28 protein-coding genes are annotated in these 21843 nt (G+C 46.9%); 20 read left to right on the top strand and 8 right to left on the bottom strand.

The window, feature by feature from the left end:
- Positions 1 to 3 precede the first annotated feature (3 nt).
- Positions 4 to 1080 (bottom strand): 3-deoxy-7-phosphoheptulonate synthase, encoded by a 1077-nt coding sequence (locus tag CLR69_RS21860; RefSeq protein ID WP_129709867.1) that lies wholly within the window; start codon positions 1078 to 1080, stop codon positions 4 to 6.
- 249 nt (positions 1081 to 1329) lie between these two features.
- Between CLR69_RS21860 and btsR the strand changes: the two genes are divergently transcribed.
- From btsR to CLR69_RS21845, 3 genes are all read left to right on the top strand, one after another.
- Positions 1330 to 2046: a two-component system response regulator BtsR gene (gene btsR / locus CLR69_RS21855; protein WP_129709869.1), complete on the top strand. Its 717-nt coding sequence runs from the start codon at positions 1330 to 1332 to the stop codon at positions 2044 to 2046.
- 45 nt (positions 2047 to 2091) lie between these two features.
- Positions 2092 to 2439 (top strand): DUF2799 domain-containing protein, encoded by a 348-nt coding sequence (locus CLR69_RS21850; protein ID WP_131535230.1) that lies wholly within the window; start codon positions 2092 to 2094, stop codon positions 2437 to 2439.
- Between the two features lie 257 nt (positions 2440 to 2696).
- Positions 2697 to 3635 carry a class I SAM-dependent methyltransferase gene (locus tag CLR69_RS21845; RefSeq protein WP_131535221.1) on the top strand — a complete coding sequence of 313 codons (939 nt, stop codon included), beginning with the start codon at positions 2697 to 2699 and terminating at the stop codon, positions 3633 to 3635.
- A 351-nt stretch (positions 3636 to 3986) separates the two neighbouring features.
- On the opposite strand, the gene CLR69_RS21840 is transcribed toward CLR69_RS21845, so the two are convergent.
- The 4 genes from CLR69_RS21840 to CLR69_RS21825 form a co-directional block, all read right to left on the bottom strand.
- Positions 3987 to 5045 (bottom strand): site-specific integrase, encoded by a 1059-nt coding sequence (locus tag CLR69_RS21840; RefSeq protein ID WP_131535220.1) that lies wholly within the window; start codon positions 5043 to 5045, stop codon positions 3987 to 3989.
- A gap of 86 nt (positions 5046 to 5131) precedes the next feature.
- Positions 5132 to 5467, bottom strand: coding sequence for a hypothetical protein (locus CLR69_RS21835; RefSeq protein WP_131535219.1), 336 nt, complete (start codon positions 5465 to 5467; stop codon positions 5132 to 5134).
- 202 nt (positions 5468 to 5669) lie between these two features.
- Positions 5670 to 7070 (bottom strand): coiled-coil domain-containing protein, encoded by a 1401-nt coding sequence (locus tag CLR69_RS21830; RefSeq protein ID WP_131535218.1) that lies wholly within the window; start codon positions 7068 to 7070, stop codon positions 5670 to 5672.
- A gap of 70 nt (positions 7071 to 7140) precedes the next feature.
- Complete coding sequence (locus CLR69_RS21825) at positions 7141 to 7998, bottom strand: phage repressor protein CI (RefSeq protein ID WP_131535217.1); 858 nt, start codon at positions 7996 to 7998, stop codon at positions 7141 to 7143.
- Positions 7999 to 8120: 122 nt separating this feature from the next.
- On the opposite strand from CLR69_RS21825, the gene CLR69_RS21820 reads away from it, so the two are divergent.
- The 3 genes from CLR69_RS21820 to CLR69_RS21810 are packed head-to-tail and all read left to right on the top strand — an operon-like array spanning position 8121 to position 9613.
- Positions 8121 to 8456, top strand: a complete 336-nt coding sequence (locus CLR69_RS21820; RefSeq protein ID WP_131535216.1) for a MerR family transcriptional regulator — start codon at positions 8121 to 8123, stop codon at positions 8454 to 8456.
- A 38-nt stretch (positions 8457 to 8494) separates the two neighbouring features.
- Positions 8495 to 9004: a phage regulatory CII family protein gene (locus CLR69_RS21815; protein WP_131535215.1), complete on the top strand. Its 510-nt coding sequence runs from the start codon at positions 8495 to 8497 to the stop codon at positions 9002 to 9004.
- Between the two features lie 9 nt (positions 9005 to 9013).
- Positions 9014 to 9613 (top strand): hypothetical protein, encoded by a 600-nt coding sequence (locus tag CLR69_RS21810; RefSeq protein ID WP_242451671.1) that lies wholly within the window; start codon positions 9014 to 9016, stop codon positions 9611 to 9613.
- Here CLR69_RS21810 and CLR69_RS21805 read toward each other — a convergent pair.
- Complete coding sequence (locus tag CLR69_RS21805; protein ID WP_131535214.1) at positions 9610 to 9798, bottom strand: hypothetical protein; 189 nt, start codon at positions 9796 to 9798, stop codon at positions 9610 to 9612. The two genes, CLR69_RS21810 and CLR69_RS21805, sit on opposite strands and share 4 nt — an antisense overlap.
- A 134-nt stretch (positions 9799 to 9932) precedes the next feature.
- On the opposite strand from CLR69_RS21805, the gene CLR69_RS22955 reads away from it, so the two are divergent.
- The 12 genes from CLR69_RS22955 (at position 9933) to CLR69_RS21750 (ending at position 16851) form a co-directional block, all read left to right on the top strand.
- Positions 9933 to 10109 carry a hypothetical protein gene (locus CLR69_RS22955; RefSeq protein WP_165504383.1) on the top strand — a complete coding sequence of 59 codons (177 nt, stop codon included), beginning with the start codon at positions 9933 to 9935 and terminating at the stop codon, positions 10107 to 10109.
- Complete coding sequence (locus CLR69_RS21800) at positions 10106 to 10606, top strand: replication protein B (RefSeq protein WP_131535213.1); 501 nt, start codon at positions 10106 to 10108, stop codon at positions 10604 to 10606. The genes CLR69_RS22955 and CLR69_RS21800 overlap by 4 nt, the downstream gene beginning before the upstream one ends.
- Positions 10607 to 10668: 62 nt before the next feature.
- The gene (locus CLR69_RS21795) at positions 10669 to 10917 is read left to right on the top strand and encodes a DUF2732 family protein (protein WP_113633151.1); all 249 of its coding nucleotides are present in this window, start codon (positions 10669 to 10671) and stop codon (positions 10915 to 10917) included.
- Complete coding sequence (locus CLR69_RS21790) at positions 10917 to 11225, top strand: DUF5405 family protein (RefSeq protein WP_131535212.1); 309 nt, start codon at positions 10917 to 10919, stop codon at positions 11223 to 11225. Before CLR69_RS21795 ends, CLR69_RS21790 begins: the two co-directional genes overlap by 1 nt.
- Positions 11225 to 11449 (top strand): TraR/DksA family transcriptional regulator, encoded by a 225-nt coding sequence (locus CLR69_RS21785; RefSeq protein WP_131535211.1) that lies wholly within the window; start codon positions 11225 to 11227, stop codon positions 11447 to 11449. Before CLR69_RS21790 ends, CLR69_RS21785 begins: the two co-directional genes overlap by 1 nt.
- The gene (locus CLR69_RS21780; RefSeq protein WP_131535210.1) at positions 11446 to 11700 is read left to right on the top strand and encodes a hypothetical protein; all 255 of its coding nucleotides are present in this window, start codon (positions 11446 to 11448) and stop codon (positions 11698 to 11700) included. Before CLR69_RS21785 ends, CLR69_RS21780 begins: the two co-directional genes overlap by 4 nt.
- A complete protein-coding gene (locus CLR69_RS21775; protein ID WP_131535209.1) occupies positions 11697 to 13994 on the top strand; it encodes a replication endonuclease in 2298 nt (765 codons plus the stop codon). The genes CLR69_RS21780 and CLR69_RS21775 overlap by 4 nt, the downstream gene beginning before the upstream one ends.
- A gap of 2 nt (positions 13995 to 13996) precedes the next feature.
- Positions 13997 to 14311: a hypothetical protein gene (locus tag CLR69_RS21770; RefSeq protein ID WP_131535208.1), complete on the top strand. Its 315-nt coding sequence runs from the start codon at positions 13997 to 13999 to the stop codon at positions 14309 to 14311.
- Positions 14311 to 14649 (top strand): hypothetical protein, encoded by a 339-nt coding sequence (locus CLR69_RS21765; RefSeq protein ID WP_039318066.1) that lies wholly within the window; start codon positions 14311 to 14313, stop codon positions 14647 to 14649. The genes CLR69_RS21770 and CLR69_RS21765 overlap by 1 nt, the downstream gene beginning before the upstream one ends.
- 159 nt (positions 14650 to 14808) lie before the next feature.
- On the top strand, positions 14809 to 15030 hold the full coding sequence (locus CLR69_RS21760) for a 3-isopropylmalate dehydratase small subunit (protein WP_005967841.1): 222 nt from the start codon (positions 14809 to 14811) through the stop codon (positions 15028 to 15030).
- 254 nt (positions 15031 to 15284) lie between these two features.
- Positions 15285 to 16103 (top strand): hypothetical protein, encoded by an 819-nt coding sequence (locus tag CLR69_RS21755; RefSeq protein WP_131535207.1) that lies wholly within the window; start codon positions 15285 to 15287, stop codon positions 16101 to 16103.
- 1 nt (position 16104) lies between these two features.
- Positions 16105 to 16851 (top strand): hypothetical protein, encoded by a 747-nt coding sequence (locus CLR69_RS21750; RefSeq protein WP_131535206.1) that lies wholly within the window; start codon positions 16105 to 16107, stop codon positions 16849 to 16851.
- A gap of 56 nt (positions 16852 to 16907) precedes the next feature.
- Here the strand turns inward: CLR69_RS21750 and CLR69_RS21745 are convergent, their stop codons facing one another.
- Both CLR69_RS21745 and CLR69_RS21740 read right to left on the bottom strand, forming a co-directional pair.
- Positions 16908 to 17918: a phage portal protein gene (locus CLR69_RS21745; RefSeq protein WP_131535205.1), complete on the bottom strand. Its 1011-nt coding sequence runs from the start codon at positions 17916 to 17918 to the stop codon at positions 16908 to 16910.
- A complete protein-coding gene (locus CLR69_RS21740) occupies positions 17915 to 19684 on the bottom strand; it encodes a terminase ATPase subunit family protein (protein WP_131535204.1) in 1770 nt (589 codons plus the stop codon). The genes CLR69_RS21745 and CLR69_RS21740 overlap by 4 nt, the downstream gene beginning before the upstream one ends.
- A 139-nt stretch (positions 19685 to 19823) precedes the next feature.
- On the opposite strand from CLR69_RS21740, the gene CLR69_RS21735 reads away from it, so the two are divergent.
- Together CLR69_RS21735 and CLR69_RS21730 are read left to right on the top strand one after the other, a co-directional pair.
- Positions 19824 to 20678 carry a GPO family capsid scaffolding protein gene (locus CLR69_RS21735; RefSeq protein ID WP_131535228.1) on the top strand — a complete coding sequence of 285 codons (855 nt, stop codon included), beginning with the start codon at positions 19824 to 19826 and terminating at the stop codon, positions 20676 to 20678.
- 49 nt (positions 20679 to 20727) lie between these two features.
- Positions 20728 to 21843, top strand: coding sequence for a phage major capsid protein, P2 family (locus CLR69_RS21730; RefSeq protein WP_131535203.1), 1116 nt, complete (start codon positions 20728 to 20730; stop codon positions 21841 to 21843).

Genomic DNA, 21843 nt, shown 5'->3' with positions numbered 1-21843 from the left:
ATCTTATGACTCTCCTGAATGTTTCACGCGTGCAGCACTCAGATCTTGATGAACGGAACGCAGCAACGTTTCTGTACTTTCCCAGCTGATACAGGCATCCGTGACCGATACACCGTAGCGCATATCTGAACGCGGTTGTTCTGAAGACTGGCTTCCCTCGTTAAGGTGGCTTTCCAGCATCAACCCTATAATCGAACGATTTCCCGCCTTGATTTGTTCAATCGCAGATTCAACAACCAGTGGCTGACGGCGGTAGTCTTTATTTGAATTGCCATGGCTACAATCTATCATCAGCGCAGGTCTCAGTCCCGCTTCCTGCATCTGTTTTTCACATTCGGCGACATCCTGCGCACTGTAGTTTGGTTTTTTACCACCGCGCAGAATAACGTGACCATCGACGTTCCCCTGCGTTTGCAGCAGACAAACTTGCCCAGTTTGATTGATACCAACGAAACGGTGAGGCATCGCGGCGGCTCTCATCGCATTAATTGCCGTTCCCAGACTACCATCTGTACCGTTTTTGAACCCAACAGGCATAGACAGACCGGAAGCCATTTCGCGGTGCGTTTGTGATTCAGTCGTACGTGCGCCGATAGCCGACCAACTAAATAGATCACCCAAGTACTGCGGACTGTTAGGATCAAGCGCTTCTGTCGCCAGAGGTAGTCCCATATTTACCAGTTCCAACAGCAGCCCACGAGCGATGTGCAGCCCAGATTCAACATCAAATGAACCATCCATGAACGGATCGTTGATGAGCCCTTTCCAGCCCACGGTTGTACGCGGTTTTTCAAAATAAACGCGCATCACAATGTAGAGGCGATCGTTTAGTTCAGCGGCAAGCGACTGCAAACGACGCGCGTATTCCAATGCAGCATCCGTGTCATGAATTGAACAAGGTCCGCAGACAATCAGCAGACGATCATCACGGCCATGAATGATATCCGCAATGGTTGCTCTCGCTTGCGCAATATCACGTTGCTCTGCATCGTTAAGCGGAAACTTGGCTTTCAATTCATCGGGAGTAATCAAAACCTGTTCTGCGCTGATATTAATATTATTAAGTGAATCTTTTTGCATGATCCCATTCCTGAAGAGTTCGGTATGTTCGCGATCGTCGGTACAACCTACTGTCTGTACAACTAACCTACGCGTGATGTTTACACCATAACACGAACCGTAAAGATTTCAATCCACCTGGTGTAAATAAAAAATTACCACCACAAATATTGCCAGAAAAACGATATCTGCATGCCTTCTCACTTCCCGACGCAACCATGCGAATCCCCGGTGTGAATAATGATAGAATCACGCTAACAAGGGGGAAGGATGCTGAAAGCCATAATCATCGATGATGAACAGCTGGCACGCGAAGAGCTCAGCCTGCTGCTGGAAAATGAATCTGATATCACCATCATTGCACAGTGCAGCAACGCGTTGGAGGCAATACCCGCTATCCATCGGCTGCAACCAGATGTGATTTTCCTGGATATCCAGATGCCAAAGGTCAGCGGTTTAGAGCTGGTTGCTATGCTGGATCCAGAAAATATGCCTTACGTCGTCTTCGTAACAGCCTATGATGAATACGCAGTGAGGGCATTTGAAGAGCATGCTTTTGACTATTTACTTAAACCACTGGATGCACAACGGCTGAGTAAAACGCTAAATCGTCTACGCCGAGGCATTAGTGTAAATAAAAACGTACAGATAATTGCAGAGCCTTTGCTTCGCCATATTCCCTGTAACGGGCACAATCGTATTTTTTTGCTCAAGATTGAGGAAGTCGAGTATCTTTGTTCGGAACTCAGTGGCGTGCATGTAGTAGGCGTCAGTCAGTCTGGCTATACCCAACTTTCACTGAAAACGCTGGAAGAAAAAACGCCTTTCGTCCGTTGCCATCGTCAATATATGGTTAACACAGAGCAACTGAAAGAAATCCAGTTAATGGAAAACGGTGCAGCAGAAGTGCTAACACATACGGGAAAACACATTCCTGTCAGTCGCCGCTACCTCAAATTACTGAAAGAAAAACTGGGCATCGCCTGACGTGATGCTCCTTCGGGCCGATGGCCGCAGATATGAAGGTTGATGATGAAATACAGTTATGTCTTGGCTGTAATTCTTTTAATGACAGCGTGCCAAAGCAACGTACCATCGCTGCCGGCTAAAAGTGAGTCAGGGTTCTGGTATGAAGCTGGTTATCAGGATGCGACCTCTGGCGTGGTCGTAAAAGACGACGGCACCTTACAGGAATGGTTTGGTAACCCACAGGTTGACCGTGAAACCTATCTGCGTGGTTACCACGCTGGGCAATCGGCTTTTTGCCGTGCAGACAATATGGAAGAATGGGGAAAAGCAGGGAAAAACTTTCCCGCCAGCTGCGATGGCGTAGAGGCTGCGGAGACACTACGAGCTCGCTGGCAACAGAATCTACCTTAATATCCTCCTGAATACGATGATCCATACTAATGCGCAACGTAGCTAACGGAAGGCTATGGCTCATCGTATCTGGTAACAATTCCACTCACTTTTGTACTCGTACAGAAATACACCAGACATACCTCTCCCCTATTATCACCCACTCAAATAATCACATCTAGTTATTAAAAACTTGATACTGGGATAACACAAGATCATAGACCACTGCTAGTTAATCCCATTATTCCTGATAGCGATTGATATTCTGGAGTGTTCATATGTCCGGTTCAAACAAGCCTCATCACTCATCGCCAAATAACAGCTCAAGGCTCTTATCACACGATGCCTCATCAAAGGAAAGCCAGGGTGAATGGGTCTGCGCGGTAAAGAACAATATTCTCGAGTCAGGCGCTCACCTCGGCATTTCCGTAGAGGAACAGTTGGTGCTTCTGGACGCTTTCTCCCATCTTGAGTTAGGCCAGTTTTTACTAAAACACCATGGGCTAAATGCGCACTGGACACATAATGTAATAGCACATCGACCAACTCACTACGTCAACTCGCTCGAAGAGATCATCTACACACAATTACCCAACGTTTTGGCGACACGTGAACGATTCGGTATTTTCCAGAGTCTGCTTCAAAAACTCTTGCGCCCAGACGCTATCATGATATCTGTTCCCTGCGGGGTCATGGCAGATTTACTGCTGCTGGATTATACGCAGCATCGAGATGTGAAATTAATTGGGATCGATCTGGATAAACAGGCGCTGGAAGAAGCTTATAAACTTGCCAGCCAGCAAGGGTTAGAAAACCAGATATCGTTAGTACTTGCGGATGCCTGGACAATTGATTTAGCCGCCCAAGCAGATGTAATTACCAGCAATGGACTTAATGTTTATGAACAAGATGATGACAAAGTCATCGAGCTTTACCGCGTATTCTACTCTGGATTGAAGCCAGGAGGCACGCTGATCACCAGCTTTATGACACCGCCTCCTACGCAGTCGCAAGACTCACCATGGACAAACACAGCCCCGAAATTGCTAGCGCTTCAGCATGTACTTTTCTCACGCATTATTGGGGCAACATGGACAGCGTTTCGTACCCACAAACAAACACAGTCGCAGTTAGAACAAGCCGGATTCACAAATATTCAGTTTATTAACGATCGTATGCATATGTACCCAACGGTCATCGCTAACAAAACGTTTTAATTAGGGTAGAAAATCAGTATCAACGCGATACGTTGATCGCCGTAACCGATCAATATTGGAAAATTGATCTGTATAAACGTTTATAAAATAACCATATCTAATGTCATCATGGTACTGAAATTCAAACAATAATGATCGCACCAGGGAAAACCAAGCCCACCAGAATGGTGGGCTTTTTACTGCAATCAAGCACAAAAAAATGGGTTTAGCCAAAGGCTAAACCCCTTATTCATAACAACTTTCGGATGTTGCGAAAGCGCTATCTTAGTTAAGACGCTTTTCAAAGACCTCATTAAAAAACATATTCTTATCATAAAAAACAATACGTTATACTGTTATAGATAGTAATGTTTAGTAGCCTTTATTATTCTCTGCCGCCACTTTGCCGCCACTGTAACCAGCGAGGGGATTGAGATGAGCCGCTTCTTCCAGATGGTCAGGGGCAAAGTGTGCATACCGCATCGTTTCACGAATGTTGGCGTGCCCAAGAATGCGCTGAAGTACCAAGATGTTCCCGCCGTTCATCATAAAATGTGACGCGAAGGTGTGCCGTAAAACGTGGGTATTTTGCCCTTCAATAAGCTCGATGTTTGTTAAAGCCAGCATCTTTACAAAATCCTGATAGCACGGCTGGAACATCTTTCCTTGTAATTCTGATAACTCATCATGAAGCCAACGCGGGATCGGCACCGTCCGGTTTTTTTTGCCTTTGGTTTTAAAGAACGTCAGCTTGTAAGGCGATAGCTGAGAACGGGTTAGCCCTTCTGCTTCACTCCACCTTGCTCCTGTTGCCAGACATACTTTAACAATCCGCGTAAGGTAAATTTTTCCGTAGCGTTCGCAGGCATCCAGCAATTGTTGGATTTGGGAGGTCGTCAGCCACGACATTTCACGATCTGCTTCTTTAAAGATGCGCATCCCTTCTAACGGGTTAGGCAACGTCCACTCCCCTAGCCTTTTCAGTTCATTGAACATGGCATAAAGGTATTGGTGTTCTCGGTTCACCGTGATCGGTTTCGCTATCCACATTTTGGGGTCAGAATGGTAGCCGTTATCAATTTCTCCACGTAGACGTTTATCCCGGTAATGCGCCCAGTCTTTCGCTGTCAATCTTGAGGCCACCGGGTCACCTAGCCCGTTACAGATGATACGCAGTTTACCCATACGGGATTTACTGGCACTAAGTGCCTGCCCGTGCAAATTATTCCAAAGCTCAATCAGTTCACTAAGGTTGCGGCGATCCTCTTTCTCACCAAGCCACGGTTTATCTTCCACCTCACGCATGGTGTAGGTTTCAAAGGATTCTGCTTCACCTTTTGTGTTAAACGTCTTTCTTATTCGCCGGGAGTCTCGCCCGTTTGGGTAGCACTCACACAACCATTTCCCGCTAGGTAATTTTCGTACTGACATCTAATTTTAACTGGTTAATTTGAGAAGAATATTTTTTAAATTTTCCGCAATGTACAGAAAATCATCATTGAGTATGAAGTGCTTTCTCACTCAGACTCATTCGTAAACACAGCAACAGTTTTAGTTAGGATGCTCTCTAACTCTTTTTTACTCACATTCTCAGCGGTGATTTCTTTTATCTTTTCGTTTTCTATTGCGATATGGATTTTTCGACCTTTCCTATTTTTCAGCCACTCGACGATGACATAGGCCAATAGAGCAAGATAAACGCTGGCATCTTTTGTCTTGTATACAAAGTCGATAACATCTTCTATTGTTGTGCTGGCGCTGAAACACTCTATTTGGCTTAACTCAATACCGTGCTTAATACATAATTCCCGAAAATCATCATCAACCCTCAAACGGATTCTTTGGTACTCCATGGATATACTCCTTTATGCTCATTCAATTTATAACCGACTGAGATTGACAAAAATACTCATCAGCGCAGCTTTTGACATGTTACTGCTTGGTGAGGTTCATCGACACATAGAAAAATCTTGCTTGGCTACAAGTAAAGAAAATCTAAAAAAAGGAAAAGGGATTGTATTAATAGTAAAATAATCCCTTATGACCCATGTACTTTTAGTCTTTATCTTTTTCAACAGGAGAAAGTGTACTCTCTTGGTGGCTATGTTCTTTAACTCTTTTTATTAAATTATTAGCCATCTCATTGTGCATTAACCTCAGAATCTTACTTTCTCTCTTAAAATGTTTTTTATCTAAAGAATCCAGTGGGGATTTCAATATTTCCTTCTGCACGCCCTTTATAAATTCTGAAACATGAGATTCACCAATCTCTTCAATTTCAGATTTTATTGAAAGGAGAGATAATGTTAATACTTTTTTATACGCATAGTCTTCAATGATTTGTTTTTGTTTATTATATTGATAAGCACAAAACCATGCACCTAATAAAAACAAAGGTGCAATGGCCAAACGGGCAATGATAATTGATGTTTGACTTCCCCCCTCCAGCCTTTTGTCGATTAATGTATTTGTCACTTCAGGAAATACAGTTGCCAGGCATATTAATATTGCTCCTATAAGAAAAAGCCCACCGAACAAAAGCCATAGTACAACTAATCTTTTTGCATTTTCATATTGTGCTTTGAAATGCCCTCCAACAGCAACATCGCTAGCCTTATCTAAGGCATTCTTAGCTTTTTCTGTAATATCATCAATATCTTTGGTTTTATTTAAAAAAAATGTTTTTACTGACGAAAATCCAGTTTGTAATGTATCAACCCTTGATTGAACATCAATTGAATCACTCTTTATCTTTTCAAATTCATCCAAAAGAACACCAACTTCAGAATGGTATTTTTCGATAATATTTCTGGATGAAGAAATAACATCATTTGCTTTACCTAAGTGTGCTATTTTTCTCTTTGTGTCTTCCTCATTGAACTCAAGGCTAGCTAATTTCTCTCTATATAAATCATCTAACTCCTGTAATTTATCCCGACTCTCCATCACACTATCAATTTGCAAATCCATTGTTTTTTTAGTTTTCATAAATCTGCTTATGAGATCTTCTGAGCTTTTAACATCTAACTCTAGATTTGATAAGGTACTACCATACCTAGTGAGTAACTCATCCCTTTTATTCGTCACTTCATCATGTTCTTCTTGTAGTGATGTAACTACATCCTGTAATTCATTATTTACTCTAACAAGTTCATTATATGTACCTTGAGCTTCAGGATAAGAATAATTTTCCAAAAGCATAAATGCCGACTTCTTTAAGTCAATAACTTCATCAAGTTTATAATTCAGATATTCAGATCTTCTTAGATTAGAACTGATACCAATCAAAGAAATTAATTTATTTATTTTTCTGAGTTTCTTAAGCATTTCGATGCTAATTTTTTTTATTCCATCTAACAAATCATTATTAATATAATGTGACTTATACCTCCTCAGAAATAATGTAATACTATGAATAGACTCACTTATTTTGTCCTGGATATTATCTTCCGTCATGAGCACTCCCTTTGCATGTAATAGTCGAAGTATATAAAAATCAATGTTTATTTAAAAATTAACGCTATAATCATATTGCTGTTTTAAAAACAATAGTAACGATACCTTTTACAACCACGTCACCTACAGTGCAATCGAATTCACTATCACGACCACTGACGATTAGTTTATTTCCCGGACGCCGCGATACAGAATATACATCTAAGGTTCCATCAATATCTAAAAGCCATGTGCCGTTAGATATTTCACCCTCTCCCATTTCGACCAGCCAAGCGTCTTTGCCTGAGCGTACGTAGCATAGTTTTTCTTGAGTAATACCCTCAGGTAAAAATGATGCATCAATAGCACAAAATCCATCTTCTTCTAACTTGCCAGCCAGCAGACGTTTTTTATCAATGTTGATGGTTTCTGGCGCAATCTCATCCGTTCCTTGCGCTGTAGTCGCTTTGCCCTTCCCTGTCGCCAGCCACTCAAGAGAAACGCCAGTATCCAGCGCACAGGCAATCACTACATCACCGGGAAAAAAGTTACGACGAATCCATGTGCTGATCGTCGCGGTAGAAATCCCCAGCAGGTCGCCTAACTCTTTTTGTGTTCTGAACCCGTAGGCATCCATCATCCGGCGCAGCACTGCTTTCCCACCTGATGCGAGTATCTGATCGTAAAGCGGCTTGCCTTTTAAAATCCCCGCATCAGTTTGCAAATGCGAATTATCAAACTCACCAGTAACTAACCAATTCACATCAGCACCAGTATCAAGGGCACATTGCACGATTACATTTCCGGGAACCTGCCCACGCTGTAGCCAACTAGCGACATTACTCTTAGCAATACCAAGTTTTTCTCCTAACTCCTTTTGCATGGTAAACCCATAAGAAGAAAGGATTCTTTCCAGTACATCGCTAACCACCGCATTTTCAAGACGCATAAATCACCACAATGGACGCTATTTTTTATTTACAGTTAAATAAAAGCGATCTAAAGTGCTCCCATCTGCCAAGATGTGAACATAACCAAACATTACTACCAACCAAAGAAGGATGATGCGATATGCAAACCGCAAAATCAACCGAACTATCTCAGGAAAGCGCTGTTTCAACGCTTAATCCTGAGCAATTCCAACAGTTAGCCACCGTATTAACTATCGCATTAGAGCCTATGCTTCGTGCCTCAATTGCAGATGTTATGACCGTCGCCGAGTTCTCCAAAGTAAGTGGGGTCAGCGATAGCCTTGTTCGTAAATGGCTTGATGACGGTACTCTTATCCGTGCAGCGGCAGGTAAAGGCCATGCAGATAAATCTCGCGTTTTAATCAATGTGCTCGCATGGCGTGAGCGCTTGCGCCAACAGGCCGTCAATTGCCGATACATCAAGTCAAAAGCGTAATTAACAATTCGATTATTCAAACTAAAGGGAATTTCGGCATGTTTGATTATCAGATTTCCATACACCCACACTTTGACCGCGCCTGTCAGGCGTTCGCGTTAAAACACAATTTGGCGAAGCTGGCCGGACAGGTGGGCATGAATCATCAGACCCTGCGTAACAAATTGAATCCAGACCAGCCGCACAAGCTGACCTGTGACGAACTGATGACCATCACCGATGTAACTGAGGATGCGGCGCTGATCGATGGGCTTTTGGCGCAGCTTAATTGCCTGCCAGCCGTGCCAGTGAATGAGGCAAAGGCAGAACGGCTAACCACGTATGTATTGCAGGCCACCGCCGCAGTGGGCGCGGTTGCTGCTGAAAGCGTATCGGATGAGCGTATGACGCCAGCGCGTCGGCATAACGTGATCGAGAGCATCAACGCGGGTGTGCGTTATTTGTCGCTTGTCGGCTTAACGTTGCAGACGCGTATTCAGGCTAACCCCGCGTTAGCGTCAACCGTAGATGCACTGAGCGGTATTAGTGCGTCGTTGAATATTGGGTGAGTAAGAAAAATGAAAATGCCGATTTTTGGTCTGATTAATGCCATGCGTGAAGATTTGAAAAAAAGACATGTCAACATTAAGAATGCGAATTCGTTTCTTGACGATGCGGAAGAATACGCGCGTGAAATGAGCAATGAGATTACTGAGTTGAAAGCGGCATCACAACAATCAAGTGGTTGTTTCATTAACTTGAATAAGGACAGTAAACATACCGCCACTTTATGCCGCCAATATTATTTTCAAGGTGAACATGTCGGTAATATTCACTATGTGGTTGAATGTTTTGCTGATAAAAATTACGGCAGCGTTTCCAACATCGTTGATGGTATTGACGATTTCATTTCCTCAAGATTTATAGAGGAAAAAACGCCGTCAAAAGATACCTATGGTTGTATGCGTATTAATACGATTGATGGCCGCATTGTTATCAAATCTGATTCCATAGTGGCGATTTCTGAAATTAAAAGAAAACATGGTGTAACCGCTGTTATACATCTTAATTCAGGTAAGCGGTTTGATACTGGCCTTTCTTATGAAAAAATTGCATCTGCTTATTTGGATTATTTGGGTAAAGAACGCGGGACGATTAAACGCCCCGTCGGTATTTAAATGTTCCCCACAAATCCTTTGGGGCTGATATTAGTACCTAAACTACGGTCAAGTGCTTTGCCTAATTGTTTATAGAGGCTTTCAATTTCATGACGGTCATTTTCGGACAATTTGATCGGTTCAATAACGTCGAGAGTTTGTGAAAGCGTTTTATCGAGAAGATTGATTATTTCCTTTTCAATCATGATTCCCTCTTTTGTGGTTGGTTGTTTTTGGCGATTCAATCCTACCACAAGGCCATGCGCCGGGCATGGCTAAAACCCGGCACTTATTTGCAACCGTCTATCCGTGGGCGGTTACCAATAGGAAGGAGGAAACCATGCAAGCACCAATATCAATAGCGCCGTTCCTCTGGTGGCACCAGACGGAGACAAAACCAGATTTTACGATCACCAAAGGCAAAGGCCGTCAGGGGATCATCATCCGTAACCGCTCGGCAAATTATGCCCAGCGGGTTATCCGTTCTATCAAGTCAGTGCTACGGAGGAACGCATGACAGCCTTTACCGTCAGCAGTATGCAGAATTTACCCGCCGGGCTGCGCAACGTGATCGGCAAGCACTTTGCCGATAGTCGCTGGCGCGAAACCTGCGCGTATTACAACAGCCTGCATGAGCGCGACCGTTTGACCATCTGCTTTCATGCGCAGATGAAAAAGAGCCAGACCGTTTACCGTCTGGAAGAAATGCCAACCGCAGAACGTGAGCGTATTGTCTGTGCGATTGACGAGCTACGCCGCATATTCTCGCTGAGCCGCAAACGTCGTGAAAAAACCTCGACCTTTTTAAGTTGGTTAAGTGTCGGTGAAAGACGGTCGTTATTTTTTCATGCGGGATTAAGTGAAAATGAATTTAATCAGCCTTACTGGAGGATTGATGATGTTTCATGTCCGTGGCGAAATAAAATATCACATGCCTTAAATGAGCTATTCAGCTTGTTTGAAGCCGCCCCCGATATCCTGACGGCAATTAAACCCGAAGAATATCTGAATTAAATAACCTCCTGAAATTAATTAGGCGCTTAACCGCGTCGGGACTCCCTTTATCTGAGGATTATATGCACATGTATAAAACAGTCGGTCAGGCGATGCACCGCAAGGCTGAAAGCGAGGGCATTCAGTTAATGCTTTCTCAGGCACGTAATGAGGCGAAAGCCGATGCGCACACGTCGTTTTCTTCTCGTCTGGATAAGTTGGCGACTCATGCCGCTATTAATGAATTAAGCAGTGTTGAAATCATCGAATTATTACGTCAGGAATCAGACGCCTTTAATCATTCCGGGTCAGATATCAAGGCGGTGATGTAATGGAAAACCCAGCTTACAACCGCGTCGATGTCAACGGCAATTATGCAATAGCGAAAGTCGGCTATGACTTTGCGCTGGGCGAAATTAAATGCGGGAAAGAAGACGGCGACCAGCCTAATTTATCCACGCTGGCTGTTTATCAAAACCCCGTCAGCCTCATTAACGATTTTGTGCATCGAGCTATCGCCACCGAAATTTGGCGCGGAAACGTCACTGATGCCAAGAAATTGCTGACCGAAAGCAAGCGCTTTGCGGCGCTGTGCCAGTCAGCTTTTGACCAGCTCAATAACGATAAGGAGCAAGAGTAATGCCGGATGCTATGGACATGGTGCAGCAGCGCCAGCAAGACATGTTAGACCATCAGATCGCCATCGCCCGGAGCGCCCAGCGCGGCGTTTCTGCGTTCGAGTGTGAAGACTGCGATCAACCGATACCCGAAGCTCGCCGGGCAGCAATCGAAGGCGTGACCCGCTGCGCGTCCTGTCAGGGCATTCACGAACTGAAAGGTAAGCATTATCGGGGTGGGTTATGAGTAACGACCTTATCACCGAAGATTTACCGCCAATGTCACGTCTGGCGATGGAATATGCGGCTAGAGCATCCGCTTTAGCTAAAGAGATTGCCCTGCAAGAAAAGAAGAAAGCCGATTTAACTCAACTGGTTCTAAGTGAAATCAATGATTTTTTTGCAGGTATCAGCCAACCCGGCGCGCCAGAGGCAGCGGAAGAAATGCAGGCCGCTTTGATGGCGCGTGTTGAATCAGTGATGCGCGATCATCAATGACCACGACCCATCGGGGGCGCTCCGCTCCCACTCCACCGCCACCTTTTCCCGGCAGCACCCGCGAGGCGTTCGTGGGTGCGTATCCGTGGAACGCCCCACGCCCGGCCATCGTGCCGGAAGAAAGACAGCTTACCCGTGAGGAATGGACTCAGGGGCAAGCCGTTTTAGCCAAAATTAACCAGCAACCGCACTTCCTGCGCGAAATCTGCCTGAATCGCTACGTTTACCTGAAAAAAAATAAAGGGATGCTGAGCGCTAATCGTTTTCTGGTTAACAGCTTTATGCAGCGCATGTGGCCGCGTATTGAGGCAATCAATACCCGCCACGCGATGAATCGCCATGCTTCCGAGTGTTTCCTGTCTGAATCTGACGCTTATCAAACGCTGCCCGGCATGAATGACAAAGCGCTGGGGCGTCTGGCTGCGCGCATTTCAGGCCAGATATTTTCGGCGTATGAAGAAATGAGCGATGCCATGAAAGCACAGCTCGGCGGTCAACCTGATGCGCTTTTTACCGATGCGGCACAGGCCGAGCTTTTCGGCCATGTCGCCAGCATGGCGCGTGCGTTCAATATCACCCCGCTTTTCTGGAAGAACTACCGCAAAGGCACGCTGAATATACGCAAGGCGATTGCCAGCGTGTCCCGCCTGATTAATGAGGAATGGTGGACTCGCCAGCTTAAAGCCCAGCGTACCCGCTGGCGTGAAGCGCTGATGATCGCAGTCGGTCAGGTCAGTAAAAAGGCGTCGCCTTATGCCAGCAAAATGGCGATCCGCGATGTACAGGCGCGTCGCCTCGCTAATATGGATTACCTAAAAAGCTGTGAGTTGGAGAACGTCGCAACAGGTGAACGTATCGACCTGATCGACAAGGTGATGGCGAGTATTTCCAACCCGGAAATTCGACGTATGGAGCTAATGAGCACTATCGCCGGGATTGAGCGTTACGCCAGCGAACAGCGAGACGTAGGGATGTTTATCACTATCACTACCCCGTCGAAATATCACCCGACTCGCACTATTGGTAAGCGCGACAACGAGAAAGTCCAGTTTAATAGAAAATGGGACAGTGAAGCCTTTACGCCCAAAGACGGCCAGCGCTATCTAGTCAAGATATGGGGCAAGATGCGCACAGCGTTTAAAGATAATGGCCTTAAGGTTTACGGGATGCGCGTTGTCGAGCCGCATCACGACGGGACACCGCACTGGCACATGATGCTGTTTTGCAAGCGCGCACATCGCCAATCGGTGATCGATATTATGCGCCGCTATGCCCTGAAAGAAGACGGCGGAGAACGCGGCGCAGCAACTTACCGCTTTGAATGTAAACACCTCAATAAAGGTGGTGCCGCTGGCTATATCGCTAAGTACATTGCCAAAAATATTGACGGCTACGCGCTTGACGGTGAGATCGATAAAGACACCGGAAAGCCGCTGCGTGATATGGCGGTAGCCGTTACCGCGTGGGCGTCAACGTGGCGTATCCCTCAATTTAAACCTATCGGTATCCCCACGATGGGCGCTTACCGCGAATGCCGTAGCGGCACGTTACGCAGTGTCAATCTTACTGACCAGTTCGATGAACAAGTCGAAGCGGTTCGCTGTGCTGCTGATGCTGGCGATTTTTCCGCATACATGGCGGCACAGGGCGGCGCGAATGTTTCCCGCGAACTGCAAACGGTGCGTGTTGCGCGCCGGGTATCGGACAAGCTCAACGAGTATGACGAAGAGGTGCAAAAGGTGATCGGGATTTTCGCCCCGCACTTGGGTGAAGGTCATGTTTTTGAAACCCGGACAACCGAGTGGCGCATTGTTTCTAAAGCCGTTGAAGTTCAGCCTTTGACTTTAAAAAGCGCCCCCGGCGCGCCTCGGAGTCCTGTCAATAACTGTGGGTTGGGTTCTCAACGGTCGGGCGCAAATGTCAAAACGCAGGCCGAAAACAGCGTCATAGCGACGACATCAGAAACCGATAACTCACCGATTGACTGGAATGACGACGCGGCTGTGAGGGCGCTAGGAATGCGTCTGCGTGAGCAATCCGTCAGGAAGAATCACAAGCAGCGAGATTTTGACCCCAATACCCTCCGCGATCCGTCACCGTCAGCCAGATTAACGGGCGAAGAACGGGAGCGGATACCCCATATTCAGCGTGATTTATCCCAGCGAGGTATCACAGCTCAACGCTGGGAGCTGGAAGCGCTGGCGCGTGGGGCAAAGATGAAGGTTGACGGCGAACTTATTTCATACCCGGCGGCTGATGAGTGGCCGGGGTTTAGTAATCAGATGGAGGTTTAACGATGTTAACTAACGAGAAGTTGCAACAAATTAAAGAATTAGCACAAAAGGCGAACTACAAACCGGATGATAGATTGCTCGCTGTATGCCTCGCCGCCGCCTGCGATAGTGAGATTATCGAAGAAATGGCGAAAGAAATTTTATCCCTCCGCGCTGTCATCATCCCACCATCCAGTAATTCTCTGGTGTGGATCGGTATAGATTGGGCTAAGGGCTACAACCTACATGACCTAAAGCCAATCATGCGAGATGATACCCCAGAAGAATTCAAACGGCTTTTTGAATGTAGATGGTTGCCAGAAAGTAAGGGGGAATAATGCCTAAATCCCCCACCGAGCGTAAAGCCGCCCAGCGCGCACGCCAGCGTGATGCTGGCGTGGTGAAAGTCGAGATCCACGTTGATGCGCAAGAACTGGAAATGTTGAAGCGCAACTGCGCCCTGCGTCGTCCGGGGCGCGATCCCTATGATATCGACGAGTACATGACCACGTTAATTCGTCAGGATGCCGCAGCCCTACAGCAAAAAATAGCGGAGCTAAGTCAGCGTAAATGCCAGAAATGCTGGGAGAAGTTACCCGTTTCCGAGTGCTGCCTGTCTGGTTCATCTGAGTGCTGGAATACGCAAGGCTGGCATGATTTAAAGTTAATTCTGTGAATGCCTCGGCGTGAAATGTTCTAGTGACATGTCACGCCGTTTTGCATGGCGTGGGACGCATAACCAATCAGTCACCTGTAGCACACTAAGTGATTGACGAAAATTTCAATATGTAAAATACTGTATATGCATACAGTAAAAATAAGGAAATGGCACCCCTTGGAAAACACGGAACACATACAGGCCGTTTTGTCGCGGGTTCAGTTAATCGCCGACATATCGTTAGTGGCTCAGTGCGATGTAGACGAATTAAAAACCGCGATGTCAATCATTGCGGATTTGGCGAACGGCACGATAGAAACCAGAGAGTATCGAGAGATTAGTGACAAGTCGGAACTGGTCGAATACCTGAAAAAACGATTAGAGGATGCCGTCTTTTAGCCATGCATGCATAACCCGCATGATTTTGCATGATGATCTAAGCCCAATTTATCCCCGTTAACGCCATAGCTGGCGCGGATCGCGCTGGATCGTGCGAGTGCATGAAAAGCGACACACAAAGCGGGCAGGCGTGGCGGGGATAGCATTGCGCGCGTTATCAAATTTAAAGGTTAAATGTTCAAAGACATAGCATGCCATGCTAGAGTGAGATTAATCTTAATTTTTTGTGCAATCAACTTTCACAAGGAAAGGTAATGCGTGTTAATTACGATGTCATAATCAAAAGCGGTGATGATGAAGTTGATATGGAATATGGCATAGCAACTCTCGGCGGAACAGCTGAAGTTACTTGTCTTTTGGCTGAGGCTATTCTAAGGAAAGTAATCATCAAAAGACGTACACATGTAAATCCTGCACGAGCTGTACTAAAAAAGAATTTTACAGGTTCTTATGGGCAGAACTTTGACTTAGTGATTAATGAGCCTGAATTAATTTATGAACTTCGTAGAATATCCAAACCTGTTTTTAATGAAGTGATGAGTTTTTTTATCTCACAATCTCTTTATTTAGAAACGCGAGAATTATCTAATGAAGCAGAAGAAGTTGTCAAAGGCTTGTCAGATATTGAAGATGAGTTAATAGGAAGAATAAGAGCACCCTTAAAAAGGATGCATGAGATAAATGTCAAAAAAAATTACAACATAGAACTTAATTTCAAACAAAGAGCGCATGACAAAAAGAAAGTTATTGAATTAGACACGGCTACTGCAACAAACCTCTTTAAGTCAAAGGTAGCAAAAAAAACAGAGGAAATTAGAGCTTACATCACGAGATTCAATGCTAGAACTGGTAATGGAAGACTTGTACTTGAAGGAGAAGATGAAACAGTTGCTTTTGGCTTTTATAGTCCTCTACGTATAATTATGTCAAGTCAAAAGAAAATGATCTCAGCAAACTTACATGTAAATAACTCTCCATCTTCCGAAGGGCGTATTTATCTTAGGCTAACAGTTAGCCGTGTCAGAATTAACAGCGGCGAAACAATAAAATATCTAGTTCATACGGTACAATAAGATGTTAAAGACTTTATGTTTAGCGTTGATTATAGTTGTTTGGGGATTGTATTCCTTAAACTTCGGAGTAAGTTACCTTAGTACACAAGGTGCAGACGTATGGGGGCAATTTGGTGATTTTATGGGTGGGGTATTAAATCCCATCTTGAGTTTTATCTCCATATGCTTATTAATACACTCTGTTAGATTACAGTTGCAGTCGAATCAGGCTTTAATGCATGAATTAAAGAGACAGGAGAAACTAGAAAATTATAAAAAATTTGAAATGCGTTTTTTTAGTTTAATCGAAGCTCAAGAATCTAATTTTGACAAATTACGTATTGCGATCGATGACGCCCCTCACAATAATGAATTACAGCATGAAAACACCCCCGAAGAAACATCACTTATTCAATACAAATCTGGCAATGCAGTTACTTACATCGACGACAGCTTAAGTTTATTAGTTAATGGAGGTATTGGGAAAGAGAGAATTTGTGAATGGCTTGAGGACTTGGATGTAGATGAACATTTCTTTTCTTTAGCCAGAAGATTTTATCTTCCCCTTAAATTAATCAATGATAAAGTCGAAGAGAACGAAAGAGAAGAACAATATGAATTACTAATAAATTTGACAGATGAAAAATTACTCACAATAATTGTTATACTTTGCAGTTACTTTGAATGGGATAATTTAAATTACATTAAAAATAGCAAAATACTTAAACAAGCCAACATGGATAATTACGTATCGAATTATTTAAAATAGCCTCAGGACTTTATCCATGAAATCCAAAGGCTTATTGACATAACTGAATCTCAAAATTAAAACGCATATGCGTTAAAGTTTATAATTTCTTCGTTCATCCATTCATTAATCTCTTTCATCCGTTCCTGTAAAGGTACCAACTCGTTCCTGACAAACACCTGACTCGCCTTTTCCACATCCCCGAAACCGCCCGTATTATTCGGGATAATCCCCATCATCTGCGGCGGTACGCGGTGGGCGCTGAGCAGGTCGTCACGGCTGGCATTCTTGATGTTAAAGAAGTCGTCTTTGGTTGCCACCTCGCTGAGCGGCACAATCTTGATGCCGTCCGGCTTGCCGTTAGGCGCATAGAAAAACAGGTTCTTAAAATTCCCCAATCCCTTGGTGTTATTCATCGCAGAGCGTAGTCGTTCTACGTCTGTGCCGCTTTGCGCCGCATCGGTCACATACATGATATAACCCGCATGTGCGCCATTCTGGTAATACTTGCGCCGGAACAGCGTCGCCGATTCGTTCAGCCAGGCCGAGTTCAACGAGCTGATGTATTCCGGCAGGCCGTACACTTCCTGATTGATATCCGGCTCCAGCAGATGGAACACGCTACCCGGTTCAAAGCGGTGCGGCTCTTTGAATGACTGCACGAACCAGTAAACATCCTCCTCTACCCCGCGCCGGGTGTATTTGGCCGGACTAGACTCCAGCCGTAATAAGCCCCCTATCCGGTTCAGCCGCTTTTCCAGAAACGCATTACCAAACACCAAGTAATCCAGTACAAAGCGGCTAAAGTCCTGCTGACTCAATAGCGGGTGCGGAATAAACGTGCTTACCAGAATGTTACGTTTCACATAGATGGGTGAGCTGTGGTGTACCGCAGCGCGTAGGCTTTTAGCCAAACCGCTAAAGCTGATCGGCGGCTCAATCCATCGGCCATTATGGATACACTCGGCATAGTCCAGAATGTCGCGGCGATCCAGAACGGCGGACGGTTCACCGAAAGTGAATGCCTCTATCGGCTGTGCCTGGCTGACGACTGCCGTTTGTGATTTACGATATTTACGCTTTTTCATTCGTTAAAATCCAAAATGCTGACAGGGACATGACCGTTAATCGCGGTCAGGGGTTCGTTTAACAGCGCGTGCATGGTTGCCCATGCCACGTCAGCGTGGCTGATTTCCTCGCTGCGGCTGGCTTCATAGGTGGTGCGGTTACCACTGGCCGTCATGGTTTTGCGTATGGCCATAAACGATTGGGTGATGTCGGTGTGGCTGGTGTCGTACTCCAGCCGTCCGCTGGTGATGGTGTCTTTTGCCTTGAGCACCATCGCGGTTTTAATTTCCGGTGAGTATTTGATTTCGCGCGCGGCCGGGAAGAAGCCGCGTACCAGTTGATAAACGCCCTGACCGATGCCCGTTGCATCAATGCCGATGTATTCAACGATGTATTTTTCCGTCAACAGCTTGATAGCGTCGGCCTGTGCGGCAAAGTCCATGCCTTTCCACTGGAAGCGCTCCAGAATGCGGAACTTACCGCCCGGTGCCTGCGGCGGTGCCAGTACCACACAGCCCGCGCTGTCGCCCGTGTGTGACGGGTCGTAACCAATCCAGACAGGTTTATAGGCAAACGGGCGCAGCGCGTAGGGGTTAAAATCCTCCCACTCGTCCAGCGCATCGACCATACAGCGCTGCAATTCCTCAAACGGGAATACGGACGCCTTATCATCGACAAACTCACACATCAGCAGGTTTTGATACTCTGCTGGGCTGTATTCCAGCGTGAGCTGGTCGAGGTCGAACAGGTTGCAGCCCCCGGCCAGCGCATCTTCCACGGTCACAATCTGCCGCCACTGCCCGTCACCGCACAGCACGCCGCCGGACAAATTCGCGTGGCTTAAATCAAGATGCAGGTGATCGGATTTGTTACTGCGTCCCTTGTTGAATAGCTCACCTGACCAGAACGGATAGGCGCTGTGTGCCAGACTCGACGGCGTGGAGAAATACGTGGAGCGCCACTTTTTGTGCAATGACATGCCGCTGGCGACCTTGCGCAGCTCCTGAAATTTGGGGATCCAGAAATATTCATCCAGATACAGGTTTCCGGTGTAGCTCTGCGCGGTGCGGATATTGGTGCCGAGGAAGAACAGGCGCGCCCCGTTGGGGAGCACCATCGGATCGCCTTTCAGATCAACATCGACCAGCCGGGCAAAGTCGATGATGTAGTTTTTAAAGACGTGCGCCTGTGCCTTACTCGCTGACAGGAAAATCTGATTGCGTCCGGTAGTCAGCGCATCGATAAGGGCTTCCCGCGCAAAATAGAACGTCGCCCCAATCTGGCGCGATTTCAGAATATTGCGGATACGGTGCTGTAACCCGGCCTGATGCCAGCCGCGCTGGTACTCGAAAATTTCATCTAGGAAAATGTCGTTCAGCTTCTCGATAGCCGACTCGCTGAACAGGTTCTTTTCTGGTGCCTTGCGTTCACCCTTGTTGCGGTTGCGCACGTTGGGATTGAGATCGGCCTCGTTACCCGTCTGGCTGTAGCGGTTCACCCGCGCCAGCCGCTCAATCTGACGGCCTAATAGGTCAATCTCTTTGTAGTCATGCCCCTCCTTTTTCGTCTTCATGATGAGCTGAATTAGCCGTGCTTCCAGACTGGCTTCAACACGCGATACCGGGGCGATAGCGTCCCAGCCGTCGCGCTGCTTCCAGCTCTGAACGGTCGGCGTTTTCTGGTTCAGCATTTCCCCAATCTGACGCACCGAAAAGCCCTGCCAGTAGAGCAAAGCCGCTTGTCGCCGTGGGTCGCTGATGATGGTGGTATCGATGGCTGTATTCATGACGGCAAGGCTACGTCAGCGCCGCCCCTCACCGCCTTAAGTGCCTGTTGTGCCAGCGGTTAGCGAACCGTGATTGATGGCGCGCCATAGTGTCACGCCGGATACTCGCCCCGACTTCCCGCAAACAACGGATGAGAAAATGGCAAAGAAAGTTTCTAAGTGGTTCCGTATCGGTGTCGAGGGCGACACCTGTGATGGTCGCATCATTGACGCGAACGATATTCAACAGATGGGCGAAGGATTTGATCCGCGAGTCTATGGCTGCCGCATCAACATTGAGCACGTTAAAGGTTTGCTGCCTGATAGCCCGTTTCGCCGCTATGGCGATGTGGTCGAGCTGAAAGCCGAGAAGATTGAGGATGATTCTGTGCTCAACGGCAAGCTGGCGCTGTTTGCCAAAATCGACCCGACAGATGAACTGGTGGCAATGATTAAAGCGCGCCAGAAAATCTATACCTCAATGGAAATTCAACCCAATTTCAGCAACTCAGGGAAAAGCTGCCTGGTCGGTCTGGCGGTCACTGATGACCCGGCCAGCCTCGGCACAGAAATGCTGGAGTTCAGCGCCAAAGCCAAGCATAGCCCGCTGGCTATGCGCAAATCCTCCCCGGAAAACCTCTTTTCTGTCGCTACCGAAGTGACACTGGAATTTGAAGACCTGCCGGACGTGGAGCCGACGCTGTTGTCTCGCATCACCGCCCTGTTTGGCCGCAAGCAATCCAGTGATGACGCCCGTTTCAACGATGTGCATGAAGCCGTGGCCGCTGTCGCCGGGCAGGTGCAAACCAACGCCGACAGCGTGGAGCAGCGCTTTACCCAGCTTGAGCAGCGCCAGCAGCAGGATATTGCCACCCTGACGCAGAAGCTGAGCGCCAGTGAGCAGCGGTTCACTGCCCTGAAAGCCACGCTGGACGGTACAGAGAGCTTGTCGCAAAAGCGCCGCCCGGCGGCGACAGGTGGCGACGGCGAAGCCTCGTTGCTGACCAACTGCTAACCGGGGCGTACCCCCTCGATACCCTTTTTCGGAAAGAACAGGAAAAACCATGCGTAAAGAAACCCGTTTTAAATTTAATGCCTACATGACCCAGCTTGCCGCACTGAATGGCGTTGAGGTGGAAACGCTGAGCAAGAAATTCAGCGTTGAGCCGTCCGTCACGCAGTCGCTGATGGAGGTGGTGCAAGAGTCCTCTGACTTCCTGACCCGCATCAACATCGTGCCGGTTGCCGAGCTGACCGGGGAAAAGATCGGCCTCGGCGTGTCCGGGTCAGTTGCCAGCACCACGGATACATCAAACGGTGACGAGCGTGAAACCGCCGATCTGCTGAGTCTGGAAGCACGCCAGTACAAGTGCGAACAGATGAACTTTGATTTCCATATCCGTTACAACACCCTTGACCTATGGGCGCGTTTTCAGGATTTCCAGTTGCGTTTGCGTAACGCTATCGCCAAACGTCAGTCGCTGGATTACATCATGGCCGGATGGCACGGCGTGAAGCGTGCGGCGACCTCTGACCGTACTAAAAATCCGCTCTTGCAGGATGTGGCGGTGGGCTGGTTGCAAAAGTACCGCAATGAATCTGCCAAACGTGTGATGAGTAAAGTCGTGGGCGAAGACGGCGCAGTGATTTCCGAGCAAATCCGCGTCGGTGAGAACGGCGATTATGTCAGCCTCGACGCCCTGGTGATGGACGCGACCAACACCATGATCGACGAATGGCATCAGGAAGATCCGGATTTGGTGGTGATTTGTGGCCGTCAGCTACTGTCCGATAAGTATTTCCCACTGGTCAACAAGCAGCAGGAAAACAGCGAAATACTGGCCGCTGATGTGATTATCAGCCAGAAGCGTATCGGCAATTTACCTGCCGTGCGCGTGCCATACTTCCCGGCCAATGCCCTGATGATCACCCGTCTGGATAACCTGTCTATCTACTACATGGACGACAGTCACCGCCGCCACCTCGAAGAGAACGCCAAGCGTGACCGTATCGAAAACTACGAATCCATTAAACAGGACTACGTCGTGGAAGATTACGGCTGTGGCTGCGTGATCGAAAACATCCAGCTCGGTAAGTTCCCGAAACCGCCGGAAGCAGAAAAGGCCGCTGAGCCTGCCGCGCCTGGTACTGAAACCCAAACCGATAACACCGGAGCCTAA

Origin of the sequence: Pectobacterium zantedeschiae (assembly GCF_004137795.1) — a bacterium.
Lineage (GTDB): Bacteria > Pseudomonadota > Gammaproteobacteria > Enterobacterales > Enterobacteriaceae > Pectobacterium > Pectobacterium zantedeschiae.
This window is presented reverse-complemented; position numbering and strand designations above follow the sequence as displayed.